The organism is Maribellus maritimus, from assembly GCF_022267315.1.
Lineage (GTDB): Bacteria > Bacteroidota > Bacteroidia > Bacteroidales > Prolixibacteraceae > Draconibacterium > Draconibacterium maritimum.
This window is the reverse complement of record NZ_JAIKLE010000007.1, coordinates 188,336-209,240: the sequence shown is the minus strand read 5'-3', so window position 1 is coordinate 209,240 and position 20,905 is coordinate 188,336. Positions and strand designations below refer to the sequence as shown.

The window sequence follows — 20,905 nt, the reverse complement described above, 5'->3', positions numbered from 1 at the left end:
AAAAAGTTTATGTTCGTCAGTATTCAATCTAAAAGCAGGTGAAAACATACGAGGAGCTATCAAAATTTAATGCTAAAAACCCGGTGGTTACCATCGGGACATTCGATGGTGTGCACCTTGGTCACCGTATTGTAATTGATCGATTAAAAGCCTATGCTAAAAAGTATGGTGGCGAAACAGTAATCTTTACATTTTATCCTCATCCGCGGCTGGTTACAAAACCCGACGAAACAAACTTAAGATTGCTAACTACCCTCGAAGAAAAAAAACAACTTTTTGCCAGCCTGGGGATAGATCATCTGATTGTATATCCCTTCACCAAGGAATTTTCGGAACTCACCTATACTGAGTTTGTTAAGACGATTCTGGTAGATAAAATCAAAACCCATTGTTTGGTTGTTGGCTACGATCACAAATTTGGAAAAGACAGGCAGGGTGGTTTTGAATACCTTAAAGAATGTGCACTAAAATACAATTTTGAGATTGAAAAGTTGGAGCCGTTGTTATTGAATGATATTCATATCAGCTCAACCAAAATAAGAGAAGCCTTACAAAAAGGAGATGTAAAAACTGCAAATAAATACCTGGGCTATGAATTTACTTTACATGGCACCGTAGTGGAAGGCAAACGACTGGGGCGACAAATAGGTTTTCCTACGGCAAATATTGAGTCGTCAGATATTCACAAACTCATACCCGGCTACGGCGTTTACGCAGTAAAAATATTTTCGGAAGGTATTGAACACACTGGAATGTTGAATATTGGCACTCGTCCTACCTTTAACCAGAACGCCGACAATAGAAGTATTGAAGTAAATATTTTTGATTTTGAAAAGGATATTTACAAAAAAGAAGTCACTCTTACTTTTGTAGATAAGATCAGGGAAGAAAAAAAATTCCCGGGAGTAGAAGCGCTGGTAGAACAACTCAAAAAAGATAAAATTTCCGCCTTAAAAATACTTTCTGCAAATCCTAATTTTTAATCAGTTCACATGAAACCGGCAAGTGATCTGAAAGTCTGAAGTCATAAGTTTTAAAATTAAACGACTGAAATCCAGTACTGTAAAAAATATTATCAATTCGAAAAGAAGGTAGTTTTCCCACATAAGTCCTGCCAATGCCTTTTCCTGAAATAACAAATGCATCTTTTAATTTCCCCCGTAATTTTTGATACGAAAACGAAGCCGGTGTATCGTTAAAATCGCCACAAACCAATACATGATAAGGAGACGCATCAATGTGTTTTCGTATTTCGCGAACCTGAGCTGCCCGCAACTGAAATGCTGTTTTAAACTTTAAGCCGATTTCACGCATTTCACGAATATTTTCTTCTTCTGTAAAATCAGGAGAATCGATTACAGTATATCGGTTTGGATCGATTTGGTACGACTGCAAATGAACATTAAAAATTCTGACCGTATCTTCACCAATCAAAACATCGGTATAAATACTCATATTCGTTGTATTTTCAAACCTGATTTCACCCATGTTTATTATTGGGAAGCGGGTCATTGTAACCGAACCGTAAGTTGTACTCGATCGTGCAAACTGGTAATGATTTATCGTTCCCAGTTTTGCTACTGTATTTGGCAAATTAAAAATGCTGTTTTTTCGCAAACGGGCTTCCTGCAGGCAAATGATATCGGCGTTTTGTTCTTTCAGAAAATCCACAATTTTATCCGCCGTTTTTTTCTGGCTGCCTCCTTCTCCATTGAAGTATTGCACGTTGTAGGACAAAACTTTAACATCTCCTTTTTTAATGTTTTTCCCTTTTAGTTGAACATAGCGGGAAACAAAGCCCCAGCCAATCAAAATGGCGACCAATGAAACAAGCATGTATTTGGGTTTTATCAACAGCCAAAGAATAATAAAGAAAATATTTGCTGTAAGAATAAAAGGATAGGCTAAACCAAAAAATGACGGAATCCACCACTTATCGGGTGGAATATAGATAGATAAATACGATACCAACAAACAAACTACGGCTAAAATATTTAACCCTGTTAATATATACCTTAGTGTCTTCTTCACTTCTACTAACTGTCTTCGCTTTGAATGCAAGATAGGAAAATCCTGTCATTTTCAGAAAGATTGTTTATCCAGTTATTAACAAATGACAAAAAGAAAAGCATACAAAGACAGCTGTTACCTCTGACAACAAAGCATTCGCTCTTTCCCGCGAATGTCTGTTCTTATCTCAATATTTTTGAATCCCTGTGCGGATAACAATTCAGCCATTTCCGTTCCCAAATTTTCGTTAATCTCAAAAAAAAGAAAACCATCTTTTCTTAAGTTTTCTAAGGAAAACTCTCCAATTCTTCTGTAAAAAACAAGCGGATCAGCATCGGATACAAAAAGTGCCAGTTCAGGTTCGTAATCCAAAACATTGGCTTGCATTTTCTCTTTTTCCATTGTTCTTACATAAGGCGGGTTACTAACAATAATATCATACTGTTCCCACTTTTGCCCTTCCCAGTTTAAAATATTACAATTCAAGAGTTGGATATCAAGCCGGTTTATTTTTGCATTCTCCTTTGCGGTTTCCAATGCTGTTTCAGAAATATCGATTGCTGTAAGAGTTGCTGCGGGCAATTCCTTTTTCAAAGCCAATGCAATACATCCGCTTCCGGTTCCTACATCCAGAACAACCGGTGATGTTAACTTATTTGTTTGCAAAATCCATTGCACCAACTCTTCTGTTTCCGGGCGGGGAATCAAAACAGCGGGATTTACTTTTAACTGAAGCCCGTAAAATTCCGTTTCGCCTAAAATATATTGAATCGGTTCAAAAGTCTTTAATCGTGTTACAATTTCTTCCATCTTCTCTTTTTCTTCCGGGCTGAGAATTTTATCGCGACTAAGCAGCAATTGAGTGTAATTCAATTCACAAACCTGCTCAAAAACTAAACGGATAAAACTTCTGATTTCCTCCGCCGGGTACAAACCCTTTAATTCTTTTTCGATATATTGAATAAGCGACTGCATTGTGTTATTTTTGACACGACAAAGTTAATTTTTCTCTTTGAATGAATGTGAACAAAAAATACATGCTCCGCGCCTTGGAGCTTGCCCAGCTGGGAATCGGTGAAGTATCGCCAAATCCAATGGTGGGTTGTGTAATTGTTTGTGAGGGAAAAATCATTGGCGAAGGTTTTCATCAGAAATACGGTGATGCCCATGCAGAAGTAAATGCTATCCATGCAGTGAAAGATCAGGAATTACTTCCCAAAAGTACACTTTACGTTACGCTTGAACCTTGTGCGCATTTTGGATTAACGCCGCCATGTTCCGATTTAATTATCAGAAAGCGAATCCCCAGAGTGATTATTGGTACTGTTGATCCGTTTGCTGAAGTGGCCGGAAAGGGGATAGAAAAATTAAAAAAAGCCGGTGTTGAAGTGGAAGTTGGTGTTTTGGAAAAAGAATGCCGTAATATCAATAAACGTTTTTTTACATTTCACGAAAAGAAAAGACCCTATGTAATTTTAAAATGGGCACAAACACAGGATGGTTTTATCGACATTGAGCGCAGTGTTGAAAATTATGGCGAACCAACCTGGATTACCGGCAATTTGGCTCTTCGGCTCGTACATAAAATACGGGCTGAAGAAGGCGCTATTTTGGTTGGGAGAAAAACCGCTGAGAAAGATAATCCTTCCTTAACAGTGCGGCACTGGTATGGAAAAAATCCGTTGCGTGCTGTCGTTGACAACGAACTGAAACTTCCCAAAACACTGAATGTTTTTGACCAATCAGAAAAGACAGTTGTATTTAATATTCTACAAGACAAAGAAGATAACAAGCTGACTTATGTAAAATTGAACAACACCCAAAATCCAATACAAGAAATTCTTTGTCAACTGTACAAAGAGAATATTTTGTCGGTTATTGTGGAAGGTGGGCACCGGTTGTTACAAAGTTTTATTTTGGCAAACTTATGGGACGAAGCTCATATTTTCACCGGGAACAAGTTCTTTTCAAAAGGTGTAAAAGCGCCTCAAATTAATGGTAAACTGATAGCCGCAGAGCAGTTGGACAACGACTGGTTGTATATTTTAAAAAACCAGGATTAAAACCTGACAACATTCGGACCATTGGGGATTATTCTGATTCTGAGTACATTTTCAACATATTGAAAATAATAAAACAGTTCGTGGTTGAGCTCAAAACCATAATCTTCATGTGGATCGTATCCTACAATCGATTCAAAAAATGAGCTTTTGCCCGGCGTCATGGCATTTATATTCCAGGCAGAAACATATTGCCTGTTCCACGATTCGTAATACTGTTGCGAACGGTATTGCGAAGGATTATCATGTAACTGGTACCAGGTTTCAAATTTGGTATCAAAGGTCTCCAGATCGTATTCCAAACTGTCTTCTGCCATCTCTGCTTTTTCAACCTGTGGCACATGTGCAACCTTTTTTTGTGATGAGCAAGCCACAATAAACGCTAAAATTCCTATTACAAAATATATCTTTTTCATTTTTCCTCCTTTGTAATTTGTTATATTATCTGATACGAATTCCATACCAAAATTGTTTTTCATATTAATTTTGGTGAAATTTATTCTGTTAATTTTTTGAAAAATTACGCAATGATTGAGTGGAGTGAATTTTGGCGAATCTTTTCACTGGTTTTTCTTCTCACTGCAATTCCGGTTGCAATAATGATTGTTTGGGAAAAACGCTCGCCGTTTAAAACTGCAGCCTGGATTTTGGTTCTGATTTTGCTTCCCATTTTTGGTGTAGTTTTTTATCTGATTTTTGGGCAGGAATACCGCAAACGAAAGCTGTTTTCGCGATCGGGAATAAAAAGCCTTGGGAAAATCAGGAGGCTTTCAACGAAACAATTGCGCGAATTTGAACAGAGCCATCTGCACCTCGATAAAAAAATCCGGGAAAAAGAAAAAATTATTCGCCTGCTTCTTAATAACTCAAACGCACTGCTAACAACCGGAAACAAATTAAAAATATTAAATGGCGGGAAACAAACTTTCGACGCCATTTTTGAAGCGATACAAAACGCCAGTCATCATATTCACCTGGAGTATTATATTCTTGCCGATGATAAAATCGGACGGCGACTGAAAGATTTACTGATCGCAAAAAGCAGACAGGGGGTAGAGGTTCGTATAATAATCGACGATGTTGGAAGCTGGGGGCTGGGAAATAAAAACATTGAAGAATTTAGAAAAAACGGAGTGGAAATTTATCCGTTTATGGAAGTTCGTTTTCCGCGTCTCACCTCACAGGTAAACTTTAGAAACCATCGGAAAATTGTTATAGTTGACGGAGAAATTGGTTTTACAGGGGGAATAAATGTGGCCGATCGATACATTGAGGGAATTAAAAAAATTGGTCCCTGGCGCGATACACACTTGCAACTGGAAGGCGACGCTGTGGCCTGTTTACAGGTTGTTTTTGCTGCCGACTGGTATTTTGTAATCAATGAAAACATAAACGGACGAAAATATTTTCCTGCCTTTTCAGAAGCTCCGGGAACTGCTGTACAGATTTCGGCCAGTGGCCCCGACTCTGATTGGGAAAACATCAGTCAGGCATTTTTTGCAGCCATTACCAATGCCCGGAAGCGGGTTTATATTGTTACTCCTTATTTAATGCCACCACCCAATATTGTTTCCGCGCTAAAGATGACTTCATTAAGCAATGTTGATGTTCGGATTATCATCCCTAAAAAATCGGATGCGATAATTCCGCGCTGGTGTTCATTTTCTTATGTAGAAGAATTAATGGAGGCAGGAATCCGGATATTTTTTTACGAGGCCGGATTTATCCATAGTAAATACATTATTGTTGATGATGTTTTTTCAAGCGTGGGAACCACCAACCTCGATTTTCGAAGCCTGGAAACCAATTTTGAGGTAAATGCTTTTATTTACGATGAGGAGTTTACAGCAGAACTTGAAAAGACCTTTACCGTTGATTTAAAAAACAGCTATGAAATAACATTGGAAGAGTGGCAACAGCGCCCATGGCATAAAAAATTTCGCGAATCGCTGGCGCATATCTTTAGCCCGATGCTTTAATTATAATTGATTAAGATCCAGATCCACTGTGAAATGAATCTAAAATTTTATTCATCTTGAAAAGAGGTAATTCAAAAGCCGCCTTTTTAACAACCTCCTTCTTCGACTTGTACCTTATTAAAATTTGATTTAAAAACATTCAAAACGGCAACTTTTCCAAATCCATATTGCCGCCGGAAAGAATAACTCCAATTTTTTTATTCTGAATGTCAATTTTTCCTTCCAGAATGGCTGCCAGCGGGACGGCAGACGAAGGTTCAATAATTATTTTCATACGCTCCCAAATCATCCGCATGGCTTCTACGATTTTTTCTTCTGAAACGGTGAATATATCATTTACTTTCTCCATAATTATTTTGAAATTTCGCTCTCCAAGCGAAGTCAATAAGCCGTCGGCAATGGTTTTTGGATTAACTGAAGGAATCAGCTTTTTTGCATAAAAAGAACGAAAAGCATCGTCGGCGCCAGCTGGTTCGGCTGCTATTACCCTGCAATTGGGGAGCAAATGTTTTGTAGAGATAGCTGTTCCGCTCAACAAGCCCCCTCCGCCAACTGGAGCCAAAATAATATCAAATCCCCCCTGTTCTTCAATCAGTTCTATGGCAGCAGTTCCTTGTCCTGCTATCACAAAAAAGTTATTGTAGGGATGAATTTCTGTTGCACCGGTTTCTTCAATTACCTTCTTCAGCGTGCTTTCGCGTGCCTCCAAAGTAGGTTGGCAAAAAGTGATTTTCGCCCCATAACCTGACACCGCTTTCTTCTTAATTTCCGGCGAATTATCGGGCATTACAATGTGTGCCTCCACTCCCCGCATTTGTGCAGCCAGAGCAAGTGCTGCCGCATGGTTGCCCGAAGAATGCGTTGCTACGCCCTTTTGTGCATCTTCTTCCGAAAGCGAGAAAACAGCATTACAAGCACCTCTGAATTTAAAAGCCCCTACTTTTTGCAGGTTCTCACATTTGAAAAATAACTGCCCGCCAACTATTTTGTTTATACTTTGCGAGGTCAAAACCGGTGTTCGGTGAGCGTATTTTTGTATTATCTTATGTGCCTTTTCAACATCGGAGAAAACGGGAATATCCATTACTGTTTTTTTGTAAATTTTTCGTTTAGTAAATCGTAATCGGTATTAAAAATCGACTGGTCGGATAAGGTTTTGATCCTTTTTAACGCTGAAAAATAAAGGAAAACGACAAAAGCAATCCAAAAAGCCAGCAGCCAGTTGTAGCCCGTCATCAAAATAAAATCGTAAACACCGTGCAAAAGAATGGGCATTCCAATGGCTTTTCTGAGTAACTCCTTTTTTTGTTTGTCGTAAAAACGAGCCTGTCCGACATAAAATCCCATAGTAACACCAAAAACTGCGTGTGCCGGAACAGCCGTAATCGCCCGTGTTATTCCGGTAGAAACGCCATACTGTAAAACATACATTACATTTTCAACACCGGCAAACCCAAGCGAAATAAAGGTGGCGTAAACAATTCCGTCAAACTTCTCATTAAAAGTATTGGCTTTCCAGAATAAGAGAAACAAAGCCAAAAATTTAAACGACTCCTCGGTAAATGCAGCCACCACAAAACCGTGGTAAGCCGGATTCAAAATTCCCGGGAAAAAAGGTAAAAACAAAGATAAAAGCTGTTCCACAAAAATCACCGGAATTACAATGAGTGCTCCGGCCAGCAAAGCTTTCCACAAAAGTTGTAGTGGTTCTTTATCGTATTTATCACGGTAGTAAATGTAACCACCAATAATAAAAACAGGTGCCAGCGAAAGAAGTAGCAAATTCATCTTCCTCTAATTATTTTTCTGTTTTCCAGTTCTTCAAACAAAATCTCCAGTTCCGAACGGGAAATAAATTTTTTGCTGTACATCCAGTAAAAAGTTTGTTCCTGATTTTCGTAGGGTACAAGGTCGTCAATTTTCATATATTTTTTCCGAATATAATTTCTTTGAACCGATTTTAGCTCTTTCAGAAACCAATCAACCTCATCTTTTTCTTTTTTATTGTAGAAAAAAAACAAATTCTGCTGTCCTTTTATTATTTTTTCTTTTTCCTTTTTGAAAAACTGAAGCGCCCAAACACTTAAGCCGGCAACCACACCGATAATCATCCCGGAAAAGGCTGCCGCTTCAATAAAGGAAGTATTCTGGTATAGCAAAAAACCAATGAGCAAAAGGTTTATGGCAACCGAAATAAAAAAAGCAATTTCTTTTGACCCTGATTTTTTTGTTATCAGCATTTCATTAAACTCGATTTCCTCAAAAGGAATAGAAAAAGATTGAGATTGCCCGTTGGAAGAAATTTCAGTATCTAAACCGGTTTCTGAAATTGTATATTTCCGAATATCTTTGCCCCTCTTCTGGAAAATTTGTTTTAACTCCTGTTTTGCATTTCTCATTCCAGGCAAATTAACGGTTAAATATCATCAAAATAGTATGCTTTAACACCCTTTATTCCGGGATTGGTTTTGAATACACCTCCTGCATGAGGAAATCTCACCAATTCTTCTTTTGTGGTACTTTGCCTGGCTGTAGTAATATAAAGTGTTTCCAAATCATCACCGCCAAAAGCACAGGAAGTAACATTTTTTGCCGGGACTTCTATTTTTCGGAGCAGCTTACCGGTTTCAGGATTCCAGCATCCAACTGCGGAACCGCCCCAAAGCGCTACCCACAAATTGCCATCTGCATCAATGGTCATTCCATCGGGAGAACCTATTTCTGACGGAACATTAACTGCCACTTCGGGATGGCTGATATTTCCGCTTGCATTATCATAATCGTAGACCATAACTTTCTGGGTAGGAGTATCTATATAATACATTTTTTTATAATCTTGCGACCACACAATTCCATTTGAGATACTAACATTTTTGACCATTGTATGCACCGAACTGTCAGAATCGAGACGGTACAGAGCCGCTGCCCCCGATTCTCCGTTTAAACTCAATGTACCTGCCCAAAAACGTCCGGACGGATCACATTTCCCATCATTAAATCGATTGGTTGCAATATCTTCTTCGGGATCAACGATCAACGATTTTGTTCCGGTTTCGGGCTCAAGCGAATAAATTCCATTTTGCAGCGCAACCAAAACTTTTCCCGATTCAGTAGGAACAACCGTTCCAATCATCTGCCCGGTAAACATCTCTTTATTATTTCCCGTTTTTGGATTATAGAAGTTTAATATTTTGCCCGTAATGTTTATCCACATTAATTTACCGGTTCTGTAATCCCAAAGAGCTCCTTCTCCCAAATCCGATTGCGAGTCAATAACCAGTTCCACATCATTTGTTTTTTGTGTTGAACAAGCAACCGCTATAAATGCAGCCAGTATAAAAATCGATATGATATTTTTCATCTTACTTTTTTTGAATAACAATTATTGAAAATAAAAAACCTGCAACGGTAGATCCCGGTGATATAATATCTAAATACTTTCAATTAACTTTTTTAGAATCAGTGTCATTTTGGGTTCTGCTTTCATCGCAACTTCCTGCACCTCCTCGTGAGATATTTCAACAATCTCACCGGGGACACCGCTGTCGGTAATAATTGAAATTCCAAAAACTTTCATCTCCATGTGCCGGGCTACAATCACTTCCGGCACTGTTGACATTCCAACCATGTCTCCTCCTAATATGCGGAACATTTTGTATTCGGCAGGAGTTTCAAAAGTTGGTCCTGACACTCCAACATAAACCCCTTCTCCAACCGTTATACTGTTTTCCAATGCTATTAATTTGGCTCTGTCTCTTAACTTCTTGTCGTAAGGTTTACTCATATCAGGAAAACGCGGTCCTAGTTCATTTTCATTTTTCCCTCGTAAAGGGTGTTCCGGGAAAAAATTGACATGGTCGTTGATGATAACAATATCTCCCACATTGGAATCGGGGTTAAGCCCGCCACTTGCATTGGAAACAAACAGATGAGTGATTCCAATAAATTTAAAAACACGCACAGGGAAAGTCACTTCTTTCATCGAATAGCCTTCATAAAAGTGGAAACGTCCCTGCATGGCAAGCACCTCTTTATCCCCCAGCTTTCCGTAAATTAATCTTCCACTGTGCCCATCGACCGTTGAAACCGGAAAATTTGGAATTTCTTTGTAGGGAATTGATTCCAGAATTTCAATTTCGTTTACCAGACCACCAAGCCCGGTACCTAATATTATTCCATATTCAGGACTAGCCTGAATTCTTTCTTTTATGAAGTTCGCGGTTGCTTTTATTCTCTCCAACATAACCTAAAATCTTTTTATTAAATAACCTCCCCTCCTCATCGAGGAATTTTATTTTTACCGGAAGGTAATACAATGCTTCCTTAAATTCAACCGTCAGGTTTGATATATCTTTGAAATGCATTGCATCTTTTTCAGTAGTAACAATTATTTTCCTGGTTGAGTTTATTTTTTCAAACTTACGAAATATAAGCCGTAAATCATTTTCAGAATAATGGTGATGGTCGGGAAAAGTTAAGGTATCCAACGAGCTTGTATATTTCCCGAGATACTTATATATCAACACCGGAGATGCGATTCCTGTTACTACCAGAACTGCATATTCTTTCTTCTCAAAAAAGTGCTCGTCCAGATCGGGCCCTGAAAAAACGGGAATAATTTTATCGTAAACCAATGTTGTAAAAAATAATTCCTGGTAGGGTTTCAACCGGACTTCCTTTTGCATTATCCTTCTAACAATGGGAGTAATTTCATTGGGACATTTGGTAAAAATGATAATGTTTGCCCGCCTCATCTGGTAGCTCCCTTCACGTAATCTTCCGGCAGGCAAAAGCATATCTTCTTTAATTTGTCTGTTGTAATCGATAAGCAGGATATTAATACCGGGAGTTATCCGACGGTGTTGAAAGGCGTCGTCCAAAATAACTACATCAGGTGTTTTCTCATTTTTAGGCTCCAGTATTTTTTCTACGCCGGTAACCCGGTTCTCACACACCGAAACGGTTATCTCCGGAAACTTTTTCTTTATTTGCAGAGGCTCATCACCAACATTAACTACCGGAGAATCGGTCTCCACTTTTACAAACCCTCTGGTTTTTCGTTTATATCCGCGGCTTAATGTGGCTATTTCAAATTTCTCTTTTAAAAGATTAACAATATACTCTACATGTGGAGTTTTCCCTGTTCCTCCAACAGTAATGTTTCCGATCGAAATTACCGGCACATCAAATTCCGTCGACTTAAAAATATTTAAGTCGTACATCCGGTTGCGGATGTATACGATAATTCCATAGAGCAGGGAGAACGGGTAAAGAAGAATTTTCAACATAAAAGCCCTTTTTTTAAGAGGAGCTAATATACGAAAATGAAGCAAACTAAAACCGGAAGGCGCCTCAGCAAAGTACAAAAATACTATCTGTTAACAAGTCTTCCGGTTTCAAAAAAATAAAACCGTCCCTCATTAACCTAAAAAGAAGAATCGTTAACTGTATTTTATTAAAATTCAGGTTTTTGACTACTGGTTCGTTAAACTACCACAATATTGTAACTTTGCCCCAATGAATTGTAAAAACATTAAAAACCACGAACGGAGAAATATGAGGGTTTTTACAGCCTTCAACCTTGTCTTTCGAAATCAATCAGACAGATTTATTCCGCCGTGCCGTTAAACTGCATTTGTTTTCCCCTCTTCGTTTTAATTCATTCTAACAGAAAATAATTTTATGGTATCAAAATTTAAGATGGTATTGATATTTGTTTCAATACCCGTTATTTCATTATTTGCGCAGGATAAGCCTGAGCTACATGTAGGAGGAGCACTCCGTTTTAATTATAATTTATCATCGTGGAAGGAAGGACAGAAAACACGCGGTGGTGATTTTGGTTACGATCTTTTTCGTATTAACGCAAAATCAAAATACAAGGGTGTAAAATTAAACGCCGAGTACCGTTTATATTCTCAAGGATTTGGAGGAGGCATGTTAAAACAAGGTTGGGTGGGTTATGATTTTACGCCTGAAAATAATCTGCAAATTGGGTTAACGCAGGTTCCTTTTGGAATTACACAATACAATTCTCATAATTGGTTTTTCAGCATTAATTATTATCTGGGTTTGGAAGATGACCACGATATGGGATTAAAATATACACACAACAGCGAAAACTGGTTGTATGTATTTGCTTTTTTTAAAAACGCAGAAGAACTAAACTTTGGAAATAATTCTGACGTCTCCAATAGCCGGTATTCGTACGATGTCAGCTCTTCAGGCGATGGACTGTACCGCAATAAGGAAATCAACCAGCTTAACTTTAAAGTTGTGCGTAAATTTTCAAACGGAGGTGCTAATCATATGCTGGGAGTTTCTGCACAATATGGAGGAATTTACAATCTGGACACAGAAAACACAGGAGATCACTACGCATTGGCTGGCCATTATGAGTTGGATTTCGGAAAACTTAACGTAAAAGCACAGGTTTCAAAATACAATTACAACACAAAAAACCCTGTAGGCCAATCGAACGATATGATTGCCATGACAGCGTACGGTGCCCCTTACCTCGTGGCATCAGAAGGCACAACCTACACTTTGGGTGTTGCATATTCTGTCCCTGTTGAGTGGGGGCCCATATCAAACCTTCAATTTTACGACGACTTTGGTTTTATGGACAAAAAACTCAATGATTTTCACGATTCTTATATGAATGTAACCGGAGTACTGATTACTGCCGGAAACGTTTACACATACGTGGATGCGGCACAGGGAAAAGACCAACCCTGGCTCGGGCCGGTTTGGGGAGGAGCCTTATCGGAAGGAACTGCCAACGCAGACTGGGAGATGCGATTTAACATTAATATCGGTTATTACTTTTAATTCTAAAGCGCAGAGTTATGTCAGACAAAAGAAAAATAAAAATTCATGTTGAGGATCTAACGCTGATTTTTGGAAAACGAAAACAAGAAGCGTTAAAGTTACTGCAACAAGGGGTTTCAAAAGAAGAAATCCTGAAAAAAACTAAATGTACTGTCGGTGTTAACAAAGCCAATCTAGAAATTAGAGAAGGGGAGATATTTGTAATCATGGGACTGTCGGGCAGTGGAAAATCAACATTAATCCGTTGTTTAAATCGTTTAAATGAACCAACAGCAGGGAAGGTGTATTTTGACAGTCATGACATAACCCGCGAAACAAACAAAGAATTGCTCGAAACCAGGCGTACCAAAATGAGTATGGTTTTTCAGAAATTTGGACTGCTTCCCCATCATACCATTCTGGAGAATGCTTCCTTTGGACTTGAAATCAGAGGAGAAGAAAAAGAACAACGAGAGGCACGGGCAAAAAGAGCTTTGGGAACGGTTGGATTAAAAGGCTATGAATCGCAATATCCTGCAGAATTATCTGGTGGAATGCAACAGAGAGTAGGGCTGGCTCGTGCGTTAGCCAACGATCCGGAAGTGCTGCTGATGGACGAAGCCTTTTCGGCACTCGATCCTTTGATTAAATCAGATATGCAGGATGAACTTTTACAAATTCAAAATAAACTGCATAAAACCATTGTATTTATTACGCACGATTTGGATGAAGCTATAAAAATTGGCGACCGGATTGCAATTATGAAAGACGGGGTTGTGGAACAAATCGGAACGGCAGAAGATATTCTTACCAACCCGGCCAGCGACTATGTAGAAGCTTTTGTTGAAAAAGTGGACAGAAAAACCATAATAACAGCAGAAACGCTGATGTTTGAGAAGTTTACTTTCGCCGAAATCAATAAGGAAGGACCCAAAAGTATAATAAGAAAAATGAGGACCGTAGGGATGGATGTTCTGCCGGTTGAGGATGAAGACAAAAAATTTCTCGGATATGTCAGGTTGCAGGAAATACTGAAGCTGGAGAAAGAAAAGGAAACCTCAATAAAAAAAGTTTTAAAAACAGATGTGCCCAGCGTGTATAAAACATACACAGTTGAAGATATGCTGCCACTGATTACAGAAACCAGGTACCCGCTTGCAGTGGTTGATGAAGAGAATGGCAAATTACTTGGCATTGTTTCTCAAACGTCGCTGATTATTGAAGCTACACGCTTTGAAATGGAGGAAGTGATTGAGTTAAAAGAAAAAGCTAACGAAATTTGATATGGAAAAGTTAATAGATATAGGAAAATACATTGAAATCGGAATCAATGCGCTGGAAGAAAATTTCTCAGGTCTGTGGAGAGCTATAGATAATATAATATCGTGGACAGTAGACAGTATAAACGACATATTCCTGGTAATTCCGTTTTATGTAATCATTATTCTGGTAACAGTTGGCGCCTACTATGCAAAAGCTGGAAAAAAATCGTTTAAAAAAGAGGGGATAAAAGACGGTGCAAGTCTGGCTCTCTTTGTTGTTCTGGGACTTATTTTAGTTTGGGCGATGGGTTACTGGGAAGAAGCCGTTCAAACCACAACCCTGGTGATTGTATCTACATTTATCGCGCTTATTTTTGGCATTCCGTTGGGAATTTGGGCTGCCCGCAGCAACACCGCAAATGCAGTTATTCGTCCAATACTTGACTTAATGCAAACGATGCCGGCATTCGTATATCTCATTCCGGCCATATTCTTTTTTAGCGTAGGAAACACTCCGGGAGTGATTGCCACGGTTATTTTCTCGTTGCCGCCGGCTGTTCGTCTAACCAGTTTGGGTATACGAAATGTTCCTTCGGACGTAATTGAAGCCGGCTACGCATTTGGCGCTACCGAAAAACAAATACTTTTTAAAATTCAATTACCCCTGGCGAAAACAACAATTCTTGCAGGTATAAACCAGGTCATTCTTCTTGCATTATCGATGGTGGTAATTGCATCCATGGTTGGGGCTAAAGGATTGGGAAGTATTGTTTACCAGGGAATCCAGCAAAACAATATTGCCAAAGGTTTTGAAGCAGGACTTGGGATTGTTGTCCTCGCCATCATTTTAGATAGAATTACACAATCCATTGGAAAAAAATAATAAATAATCTAAATATATATGTTATGTTAAAATTGAAAAAAATTGGAATACTGTTCATGGTTGCTGTTTTAGCGGCAGCGTTCACATCATGTTCGAACAGTGGAAATAAAAAGGAAACAAAAAGTGCTCAGAAAAAAGTTAGTATCCTGTATCCGAACTGGGCAGAGGGAATTGCATTTACTTATTTAGCCAAAGCAGCACTTGAAGGTCACAATTACGAGGTAGAATTAACCAATTTGGAACCCGGATTGATTTACGGAGAATTGTCAAAGACTAACTCAAAAGGAGATGTTTTTTTGGATGCTTGGCTACCCAACACGCACAAAGATTACTGGGCCGACTATGGCAATGACCTGGTAAAGTTAGGAGAAGCATTTAGCGGAGGAACAACAGGATTGGTTGTCCCGTCGTACCTTACAATTAATTCCATTGAAGAATTAAATGCCAACAAAGATAAATTCAATGAAGAAATTATTGGGATTGGCAGTGGCGCCGGGATTCATGCTAACACAATTAAGGCAATTGAAGAATACAATCTTGATTTGGAACAGGTCACCTCAAGTGGACCAGCTATGGTAGCAAGCCTTGAAAAAGCAATAAAGAATGAAGAATGGATTGTTGTTACCGGTTGGAAACCACATTATATGTGGGCAAACTACGATTTAAAATATTTAACCGACCCTAAAGGAGTATACCCGCAGGATGTGTGTGCCATCATTTCGCGAAAGGGATTTGAACAGGATACTCCCGAAGCAGCCAAATTTTTCAGGAACTTTAATCTTGAAGAAGCACAGTTGTATGACTTAATGGCTGAAATAAAAGCCAACGACGAAGAAACGGGCGCGCAAAAATGGTACGAAGCAAACAAAGAATTTGTGGATTCGTGGTTCGAATAGGCGTCTCTTTTACAAAAAAAATACCGATGGAACTGTAAGTAAGTCCATCGGTATTTTTTGGTAATAACCTAAAAGTCAGATTGCTAATTTACATAAATATCGTAGGGCATGCGTGCAAAAATTCCGTTAAAACTTGTAGCTTTCTTCCAGTATTCATAATAACGATATTTTTCGCCCAGTTCATTTTTTAGAAAACGCGCGCGGAGATTATCGGTTCCGGTTTTGAGAAATTCTTCAAACGGATCAGGTAAAAACGGCAGCGAAATAGTACGATATTCTTCAATGCCAGCAATTTCAGCAGCCAGCTCAACAGCATCTTCCAGTCCGCCAAATTCATCAATCAAACCAATTTCTTTTGCGTTTTCACCACTCCAGACACGCCCCTGTCCGATAGCATCCACATCTTCTTTTGTCATCCCGCGTCCTTCGGCTACGTGCGCAAGAAAAGTATCATAACCCTGCGCAATGTAATTTTCCAGCAATTGTTTTTCATATCCCGTCATAGGGCGGGTTAAAGTCAGCAAATCAGAATTTTTGTTGGTTTTAACTACATCGGTGGTAATTCCCAGCTTGTCGTTCATTAATTCACCAAAATTCGGGATCGTTCCAAAAATTCCTATGGACCCGGTAATTGTATTGGGTTGGGCAACAATTTTGTCGGCAGGACACGAAATATAATAGCCACCGGAAGCTGCAACATCGCCGAATGAAACAACAAGTGTTTTTTCTTCAGCAGCCAGTTTTGCCTCACGCCAAATTACTTCAGAGTCGAAAACTGCACCACCGGGAGAGTTTACACGCAAAACAATAGCTTTGTACATGCTGTCCTGACGAACTTTACGAATTTCGCGCCCCAGTTCGTCTCCAAAAATAGCTTCGCCTCCCATCGACATTCCAATATCGCCACTGGCATAAATGACTGCAATTTTATTTCTGCTGTATTTTTCTGAGAATCCTTTTACTTCAACATCTGCATAATCGGTTACGCTAACTATAGGGATGCCTTTTTTTCCGCTTATTCCAGCAATTTCACGCATATCATCCAGCACTTCATCTTTATATTTTGCGTAATCAACCAGTCCGATATCAACAAAGCTGGCACCCTGCCTGAACGTCTGTACTTCATCGGCAAGTGTATTTAGTTTATCAACAGAAATATTACGGGTTTCTGAAATTCCTGTTAACATATGGTTCCACAAACTCGACATATACTTGAGTTGCTGTTCCCTGTTTTCATCGCTCATTTGTTCAAGCATAAAAGGCTCAACTGCCGCTTTAAATTTATTGTTAGGCCCACGAACAACCTGTATCTCAACTCCTATTTTTTCAAGCAAATTTTTGTAAAACATCATTTCTCCTCCAAGCCCTCTGAAATCTACTGAGCCCAGTGGATGAATCACAATCTGGTCTGCTACTGTTGCCAGGTAATATGATTTCTGATCGTAACTGTCGCCATAAGCATAAACCGGCTTATCGCATTTTTCTTTAAAATCAATCAGCATGTTTCTGATTTCTTCGATTGAGGCCATTCCTCCACCGGCAGCCGAGAGTTTTAAGTAAACTCCTTTAATGCGGTCGTCATTTACGGCTTTATCAAGTGAAGTTTTTATATCATCCAAACCAACCGTTTTAGCTACCTGAAATCCCGGAATATCCAAATCTTCAAACGGATCATCCGGATTCCGGTCAACAATCTGACGGTCGAGTGGAATAACCAGCATCGAATTATTCTGTACGCTTACCTGTTTTTCGGTTGATGAAATCAAGACACCAACAATCATAAACATGAGAAAAAATCCGATGATTGAAACCGCTACAATTCCGACTACCGTTGCCAATACATATTTAAAAAACTCTTTCATTTGAACAAATTGTATTTAATGTTATAAACTTCAAAATTTAAAATCTTTGTTTTGGTATTCGTTTAGTCTCCATACTTTTTTTGTGAGAACAAAATCACATAAACTAAAAAATTTTGAATCATATTCTTTTCATAATATGGGTAAATTCTTAATGTTTGCTTTTATATTTTTGAGACGATTTTGTTTTCGTTTTATTTTAACCACGTTTTCAACGGTAAGGGATTTCATTAAATTGTTTTCCCTACCTTTATATTGAATTGGTAGGAAGAAAACATAGAAAGTTACAAATATACAACTCTATGCATAAGGTTTTTTTAGGAATAGGTGGAAATTTGGGAAATAAAAGAGAAAACTTCAAAAAAGTTTTTCCTCTTATTGAGAAGCGCCTTGGAAAAATAATTCAAAAGTCGTCTGTTTATGAAACACCGCCCTGGGGATTTCATGCTCAAGAAATTTTCTGGAATCAGGTATTAATTATTGAATCAGAACTAAGCCCGGAAGACCTACTCAGAAACATTCACTCAATTGAAGAATCGTTTGGAAGAAAAAGGGGAAAAGAAGGATACAGCTCGCGGGAGATGGACATAGACATTTTATATTTTGATGATACATATATTGAAACCGATGAATTATTTATCCCTCATCCGCATATACAAAAGCGCTTATTTGTTTTGGTTCCGCTGGCTGAAATTGCTCCGGATTTTAAACACCCGCTGTTCCGGTTGACCAGCATTCAGATGCTCGAAAATTGCAAGGACAAATCGGTAATTAAAAAACTAAAATAAATTCAATTTAATCGTTACTATTTTCGGGACAAACCTGTAAAACTGTTTTAAAAATCAACCTCCTTTTGTACCTTTCGGCAGAATTAAACCTAATTAATCATTGCATGATAAAAATTGATCTAAAACTTCAGCCTGAACATTTAAAAAAGAAACTGGATCTGTTTTGGGAACTTTCCGCGGAAAAAATAAAGTTGATTGACAAAAACTATGATGTTTTAAAAGGTTCGCCTGTTTTTACCGTAAATGGAAAGTACTCAACACGAGGCTGGACAGAGTGGACACAGGGTTTTCAATTTGGTTCAGCCATTTTACAGTTTGATGCTACCGGAGAAAACTATTTTCTGGAAACCGGGAGAAAAAATACGCTTGAAAAAATGGCGCCGCACATCAGTCATACCGGAGTTCACGATCACGGTTTTAATAATTTAAGCACCTACGGAAATTTGCTTCGTTTAATGAATGAAGGAAAAATTCCTTTAAACGAATGGGAAAAAAACTTTTATGAACTGGCTGTGAAAATCTCAGGAGCTGTGCAAGCCCACCGCTGGACAAATATAAAAGATGGTGGTTTTATTTATTCATTCAATGGCCCGCATTCATTATTTGTTGATACGATACGTTCTGTTCGGATTTTAATGGCAAGCCACTTGCTAGGACATGTTTTTCAGGGAGAAGGAGATGTGAAAATTTCTCTTTTGGGAAGAGCCATTCAACATATTACAGCAACAGCAAATTATTCTGTTTTTTATGGCGAAGGACGCGACAGTTATGATGTTTGGGGGAGAACAGCTCACGAAAGTATTTTTAATACCAACGACGGAAACTTTCGCTGTCCGAATGCACAGCAAGGTTACACTGGTTTTTCAACATGGACACGTGGACTAGCATGGGCAATGCTGGGTTTTGCTGAAGAACTGGAACTACTAAATCAAATTCCCGATAATAGTTTAATAAACTTTGGAGGAAAGGCTGAAATTGAAAAAATGATGCTCAAGGCAGCCAAAGCTACCTGCGATTTTTATATAAGTAACACGCCGGTTGACGGAATTCCATATTGGGATACAGGGGCTCCTAACCTGCATAAAATGGGAGATTACCTGGATAAACCATCCGACCCGTACAACAGCTGGGAGCCAGTTGACAGTTCGGCTGCAGCAATTGGCGCACAGGGATTGCTGCGCCTGGGAAAATACCTTTCTGAAAACAAAAAGAAAGAAGAAGGACAAACCTACTGGCAGGCCGGATTAACTGTAATGAATTCATTGCTTGATTATCCTTATCTGAGTACAAATCCGGAACACCAGGGAATAATCCTGCACAGCATCTACCATCAACCCAACGGCTGGGATAATGTTCCTGAAGGGCAAAAAATCGCCTGTGGGGAATCTTCGATGTGGGGAGATTACCATGCGCGGGAAGTGGCTCTTTATTTGAAAAGAATTATCGCCAACGAAAAATATTATACCTTTTTTAACTTGTGATTTTTAGCAACCGGGTCACTAAAGAAAGATCCTAAAAAATAGAAACATGACAACTAAACTGACTGATTTTTCAAAATTGTGTGTCCATACACTTACAACCAAACCCTGGAATTTAAAAGAATGTGTCGAAAATTTTAATGCAGTCGGGATTCATGGAATAACAGTCTGGAGAAATGTTCTGGAAGGACTAAATCTAAATGAAGCCAAATCATTACTCAATGACTTTGGGATGAATGTAGTTTCAGTAGCCAGGGCCGGTTTTTTTCCTTCAGTGGAAGCAGAAAAACGACAGGCTGCCATTGACGATAATTTATGGGCTATTGAACAGGCTGCGGGTATTGGGGCACCTGTTTTGGTTTTGGTCTGCGGAGCCGATCCGCGCCAACCGCTTGAGAAGTCAAGGGAGCAAATAAAAGAAGGAATTTCCGAAATTCTGCCTCAGGCAAAAATGGCAGGAGTAAAACTGGCAATTGAGCCGCTGCATCCGATGTATGCCGGCGACCGTTCTGCTATTGTTACTCTTGCACAAGCCAATAATGTTGCAGAAGAAATTAATTCGGATTTTGTTGGTGTTGCCATTGATGTGTATCATTTGTGGTGGGATAATACACTTCGCGAAGAAATTATCCGCTGTGGAAAAAACAAAAATCTATTCGCATTTCATGTTTGCGACTGGAATGCCCCAACTGTTGATTTTCTGAACGACAGAGGTTTAATGGGAGATGGATGTATTAATGTACCACAAATAAGAGGCTGGGTAGAAGAAACCGGGTTCAACGGTTTTAACGAAGTTGAAATTTTTTCCGACAAATACTGGGCAATAGACCAAAATGAGTATCTTGAAAAAATAAAATATGCGTACCTAAACTGTACTTAA

The 20,905-nt window shown here is 38.8% G+C and carries 20 protein-coding genes; 10 read left to right on the top strand and 10 right to left on the bottom strand.

The features are described from left to right. The first annotated feature begins 38 nt into the window (after window positions 1-38). A complete protein-coding gene (locus tag K5G00_RS08785) occupies window positions 39-983 on the top strand; it encodes a bifunctional riboflavin kinase/FAD synthetase (protein ID WP_238765764.1) in 945 nt (314 codons plus the stop codon). Here K5G00_RS08785 and K5G00_RS08780 read toward each other — a convergent pair. Together K5G00_RS08780 and prmC are read right to left on the bottom strand one after the other, a co-directional pair. Next, window positions 973-2,031 carry an endonuclease/exonuclease/phosphatase family protein gene (locus K5G00_RS08780; protein WP_238765763.1) on the bottom strand — a complete coding sequence of 353 codons (1,059 nt, stop codon included), beginning with the start codon at window positions 2,029-2,031 and terminating at the stop codon, window positions 973-975. The two genes, K5G00_RS08785 and K5G00_RS08780, sit on opposite strands and share 11 nt — an antisense overlap. Window positions 2,032-2,145: 114 nt before the next feature. After that, window positions 2,146-2,985, bottom strand: coding sequence for a peptide chain release factor N(5)-glutamine methyltransferase (prmC, locus tag K5G00_RS08775; RefSeq protein ID WP_238765762.1), 840 nt, complete (start codon window positions 2,983-2,985; stop codon window positions 2,146-2,148). A gap of 41 nt (window positions 2,986-3,026) precedes the next feature. Between prmC and ribD the strand changes: the two genes are divergently transcribed. Then, entirely contained in the window at window positions 3,027-4,073 is a 1,047-nt protein-coding gene (gene ribD, locus K5G00_RS08770; protein ID WP_238765761.1) for a bifunctional diaminohydroxyphosphoribosylaminopyrimidine deaminase/5-amino-6-(5-phosphoribosylamino)uracil reductase RibD, read from the top strand. Here ribD and K5G00_RS08765 read toward each other — a convergent pair. Continuing rightward, a complete protein-coding gene (locus tag K5G00_RS08765) occupies window positions 4,070-4,531 on the bottom strand; it encodes a DUF6146 family protein (RefSeq protein ID WP_238765760.1) in 462 nt (153 codons plus the stop codon). The two genes, ribD and K5G00_RS08765, sit on opposite strands and share 4 nt — an antisense overlap. Window positions 4,532-4,597: 66 nt before the next feature. Here K5G00_RS08765 and cls point away from each other — a divergent pair, with 66 nt between their 5' ends. Further along, window positions 4,598-6,049 (top strand): cardiolipin synthase, encoded by a 1,452-nt coding sequence (gene cls / locus K5G00_RS08760; protein WP_238765759.1) that lies wholly within the window; start codon window positions 4,598-4,600, stop codon window positions 6,047-6,049. A gap of 139 nt (window positions 6,050-6,188) precedes the next feature. On the opposite strand, the gene K5G00_RS08755 is transcribed toward cls, so the two are convergent. From K5G00_RS08755 to lpxK, 6 genes are all read right to left on the bottom strand, one after another. Next, window positions 6,189-7,133 (bottom strand): pyridoxal-phosphate dependent enzyme, encoded by a 945-nt coding sequence (locus K5G00_RS08755; RefSeq protein ID WP_238765758.1) that lies wholly within the window; start codon window positions 7,131-7,133, stop codon window positions 6,189-6,191. Continuing rightward, window positions 7,133-7,837 carry a PrsW family glutamic-type intramembrane protease gene (locus K5G00_RS08750; protein ID WP_238765757.1) on the bottom strand — a complete coding sequence of 235 codons (705 nt, stop codon included), beginning with the start codon at window positions 7,835-7,837 and terminating at the stop codon, window positions 7,133-7,135. Before K5G00_RS08750 ends, K5G00_RS08755 begins: the two co-directional genes overlap by 1 nt. Further along, window positions 7,834-8,448, bottom strand: coding sequence for a hypothetical protein (locus K5G00_RS08745; protein WP_238765756.1), 615 nt, complete (start codon window positions 8,446-8,448; stop codon window positions 7,834-7,836). Before K5G00_RS08745 ends, K5G00_RS08750 begins: the two co-directional genes overlap by 4 nt. A gap of 17 nt (window positions 8,449-8,465) precedes the next feature. Continuing rightward, the gene (locus K5G00_RS08740; protein WP_238765755.1) at window positions 8,466-9,410 is read right to left on the bottom strand and encodes an SMP-30/gluconolactonase/LRE family protein; all 945 of its coding nucleotides are present in this window, start codon (window positions 9,408-9,410) and stop codon (window positions 8,466-8,468) included. A 69-nt stretch (window positions 9,411-9,479) separates the two neighbouring features. Further along, complete coding sequence (locus tag K5G00_RS08735) at window positions 9,480-10,292, bottom strand: purine-nucleoside phosphorylase (RefSeq protein ID WP_238765754.1); 813 nt, start codon at window positions 10,290-10,292, stop codon at window positions 9,480-9,482. Then, entirely contained in the window at window positions 10,237-11,337 is a 1,101-nt protein-coding gene (lpxK, locus tag K5G00_RS08730; protein ID WP_238765753.1) for a tetraacyldisaccharide 4'-kinase, read from the bottom strand. The genes K5G00_RS08735 and lpxK overlap by 56 nt, the downstream gene beginning before the upstream one ends. Window positions 11,338-11,731: 394 nt before the next feature. Here lpxK and K5G00_RS08725 point away from each other — a divergent pair, with 394 nt between their 5' ends. Genes K5G00_RS08725 through K5G00_RS08710 form a run of 4 tightly spaced genes read left to right on the top strand, consistent with a single transcriptional unit; the run spans window position 11,732 to window position 15,900 of the window. Next, window positions 11,732-12,880: a hypothetical protein gene (locus K5G00_RS08725; protein ID WP_238765752.1), complete on the top strand. Its 1,149-nt coding sequence runs from the start codon at window positions 11,732-11,734 to the stop codon at window positions 12,878-12,880. A 17-nt stretch (window positions 12,881-12,897) separates the two neighbouring features. Next, window positions 12,898-14,142 (top strand): quaternary amine ABC transporter ATP-binding protein, encoded by a 1,245-nt coding sequence (locus K5G00_RS08720; protein WP_238765751.1) that lies wholly within the window; start codon window positions 12,898-12,900, stop codon window positions 14,140-14,142. A gap of 1 nt (window position 14,143) precedes the next feature. After that, complete coding sequence (locus K5G00_RS08715; RefSeq protein WP_238765750.1) at window positions 14,144-15,004, top strand: ABC transporter permease; 861 nt, start codon at window positions 14,144-14,146, stop codon at window positions 15,002-15,004. Window positions 15,005-15,027: 23 nt separating this feature from the next. Then, window positions 15,028-15,900 (top strand): glycine betaine ABC transporter substrate-binding protein, encoded by an 873-nt coding sequence (locus K5G00_RS08710; RefSeq protein WP_238765749.1) that lies wholly within the window; start codon window positions 15,028-15,030, stop codon window positions 15,898-15,900. 83 nt (window positions 15,901-15,983) lie between these two features. Here K5G00_RS08710 and sppA read toward each other — a convergent pair whose 3' ends face one another. Further along, window positions 15,984-17,762 carry a signal peptide peptidase SppA gene (gene sppA / locus K5G00_RS08705; protein ID WP_238765748.1) on the bottom strand — a complete coding sequence of 593 codons (1,779 nt, stop codon included), beginning with the start codon at window positions 17,760-17,762 and terminating at the stop codon, window positions 15,984-15,986. A 299-nt stretch (window positions 17,763-18,061) separates the two neighbouring features. On the opposite strand from sppA, the gene folK reads away from it, so the two are divergent. The 3 genes from folK (at window position 18,062) to K5G00_RS08690 (ending at window position 20,905) form a co-directional block, all read left to right on the top strand. Continuing rightward, entirely contained in the window at window positions 18,062-18,547 is a 486-nt protein-coding gene (gene folK, locus K5G00_RS08700) for a 2-amino-4-hydroxy-6-hydroxymethyldihydropteridine diphosphokinase (RefSeq protein ID WP_238765747.1), read from the top strand. A gap of 104 nt (window positions 18,548-18,651) precedes the next feature. Continuing rightward, window positions 18,652-20,028 carry a hypothetical protein gene (locus K5G00_RS08695; RefSeq protein WP_238765746.1) on the top strand — a complete coding sequence of 459 codons (1,377 nt, stop codon included), beginning with the start codon at window positions 18,652-18,654 and terminating at the stop codon, window positions 20,026-20,028. Between the two features lie 46 nt (window positions 20,029-20,074). Next, window positions 20,075-20,905, top strand: coding sequence for a sugar phosphate isomerase/epimerase family protein (locus K5G00_RS08690; RefSeq protein ID WP_238765745.1), 831 nt, complete (start codon window positions 20,075-20,077; stop codon window positions 20,903-20,905).

Coding starts and splice junctions, on each gene's coding strand:
- ribD (WP_238765761.1), top strand. CDS start 3,027: ATGAATGTGAACAAAAAATACATGCTCCGCGCCTTGGAGCTTGCCCAG.
- K5G00_RS08720 (WP_238765751.1), top strand. CDS start 12,898: ATGTCAGACAAAAGAAAAATAAAAATTCATGTTGAGGATCTAACGCTG.
- prmC (WP_238765762.1), bottom strand. CDS start 2,985: ATGCAGTCGCTTATTCAATATATCGAAAAAGAATTAAAGGGTTTGTAC.
- K5G00_RS08690 (WP_238765745.1), top strand. CDS start 20,075: ATGACAACTAAACTGACTGATTTTTCAAAATTGTGTGTCCATACACTT.
- cls (WP_238765759.1), top strand. CDS start 4,598: ATGATTGAGTGGAGTGAATTTTGGCGAATCTTTTCACTGGTTTTTCTT.
- K5G00_RS08740 (WP_238765755.1), bottom strand. CDS start 9,410: ATGAAAAATATCATATCGATTTTTATACTGGCTGCATTTATAGCGGTT.
- K5G00_RS08745 (WP_238765756.1), bottom strand. CDS start 8,448: ATGAGAAATGCAAAACAGGAGTTAAAACAAATTTTCCAGAAGAGGGGC.
- K5G00_RS08710 (WP_238765749.1), top strand. CDS start 15,028: ATGTTAAAATTGAAAAAAATTGGAATACTGTTCATGGTTGCTGTTTTA.
- K5G00_RS08750 (WP_238765757.1), bottom strand. CDS start 7,837: ATGAATTTGCTACTTCTTTCGCTGGCACCTGTTTTTATTATTGGTGGT.
- sppA (WP_238765748.1), bottom strand. CDS start 17,762: ATGAAAGAGTTTTTTAAATATGTATTGGCAACGGTAGTCGGAATTGTA.
- K5G00_RS08755 (WP_238765758.1), bottom strand. CDS start 7,133: ATGGATATTCCCGTTTTCTCCGATGTTGAAAAGGCACATAAGATAATA.
- folK (WP_238765747.1), top strand. CDS start 18,062: ATGCATAAGGTTTTTTTAGGAATAGGTGGAAATTTGGGAAATAAAAGA.
- K5G00_RS08725 (WP_238765752.1), top strand. CDS start 11,732: ATGGTATCAAAATTTAAGATGGTATTGATATTTGTTTCAATACCCGTT.
- K5G00_RS08765 (WP_238765760.1), bottom strand. CDS start 4,531: ATGGAATTCGTATCAGATAATATAACAAATTACAAAGGAGGAAAAATG.
- K5G00_RS08715 (WP_238765750.1), top strand. CDS start 14,144: ATGGAAAAGTTAATAGATATAGGAAAATACATTGAAATCGGAATCAAT.
- K5G00_RS08695 (WP_238765746.1), top strand. CDS start 18,652: ATGATAAAAATTGATCTAAAACTTCAGCCTGAACATTTAAAAAAGAAA.
- K5G00_RS08735 (WP_238765754.1), bottom strand. CDS start 10,292: ATGTTGGAGAGAATAAAAGCAACCGCGAACTTCATAAAAGAAAGAATT.
- lpxK (WP_238765753.1), bottom strand. CDS start 11,337: ATGTTGAAAATTCTTCTTTACCCGTTCTCCCTGCTCTATGGAATTATC.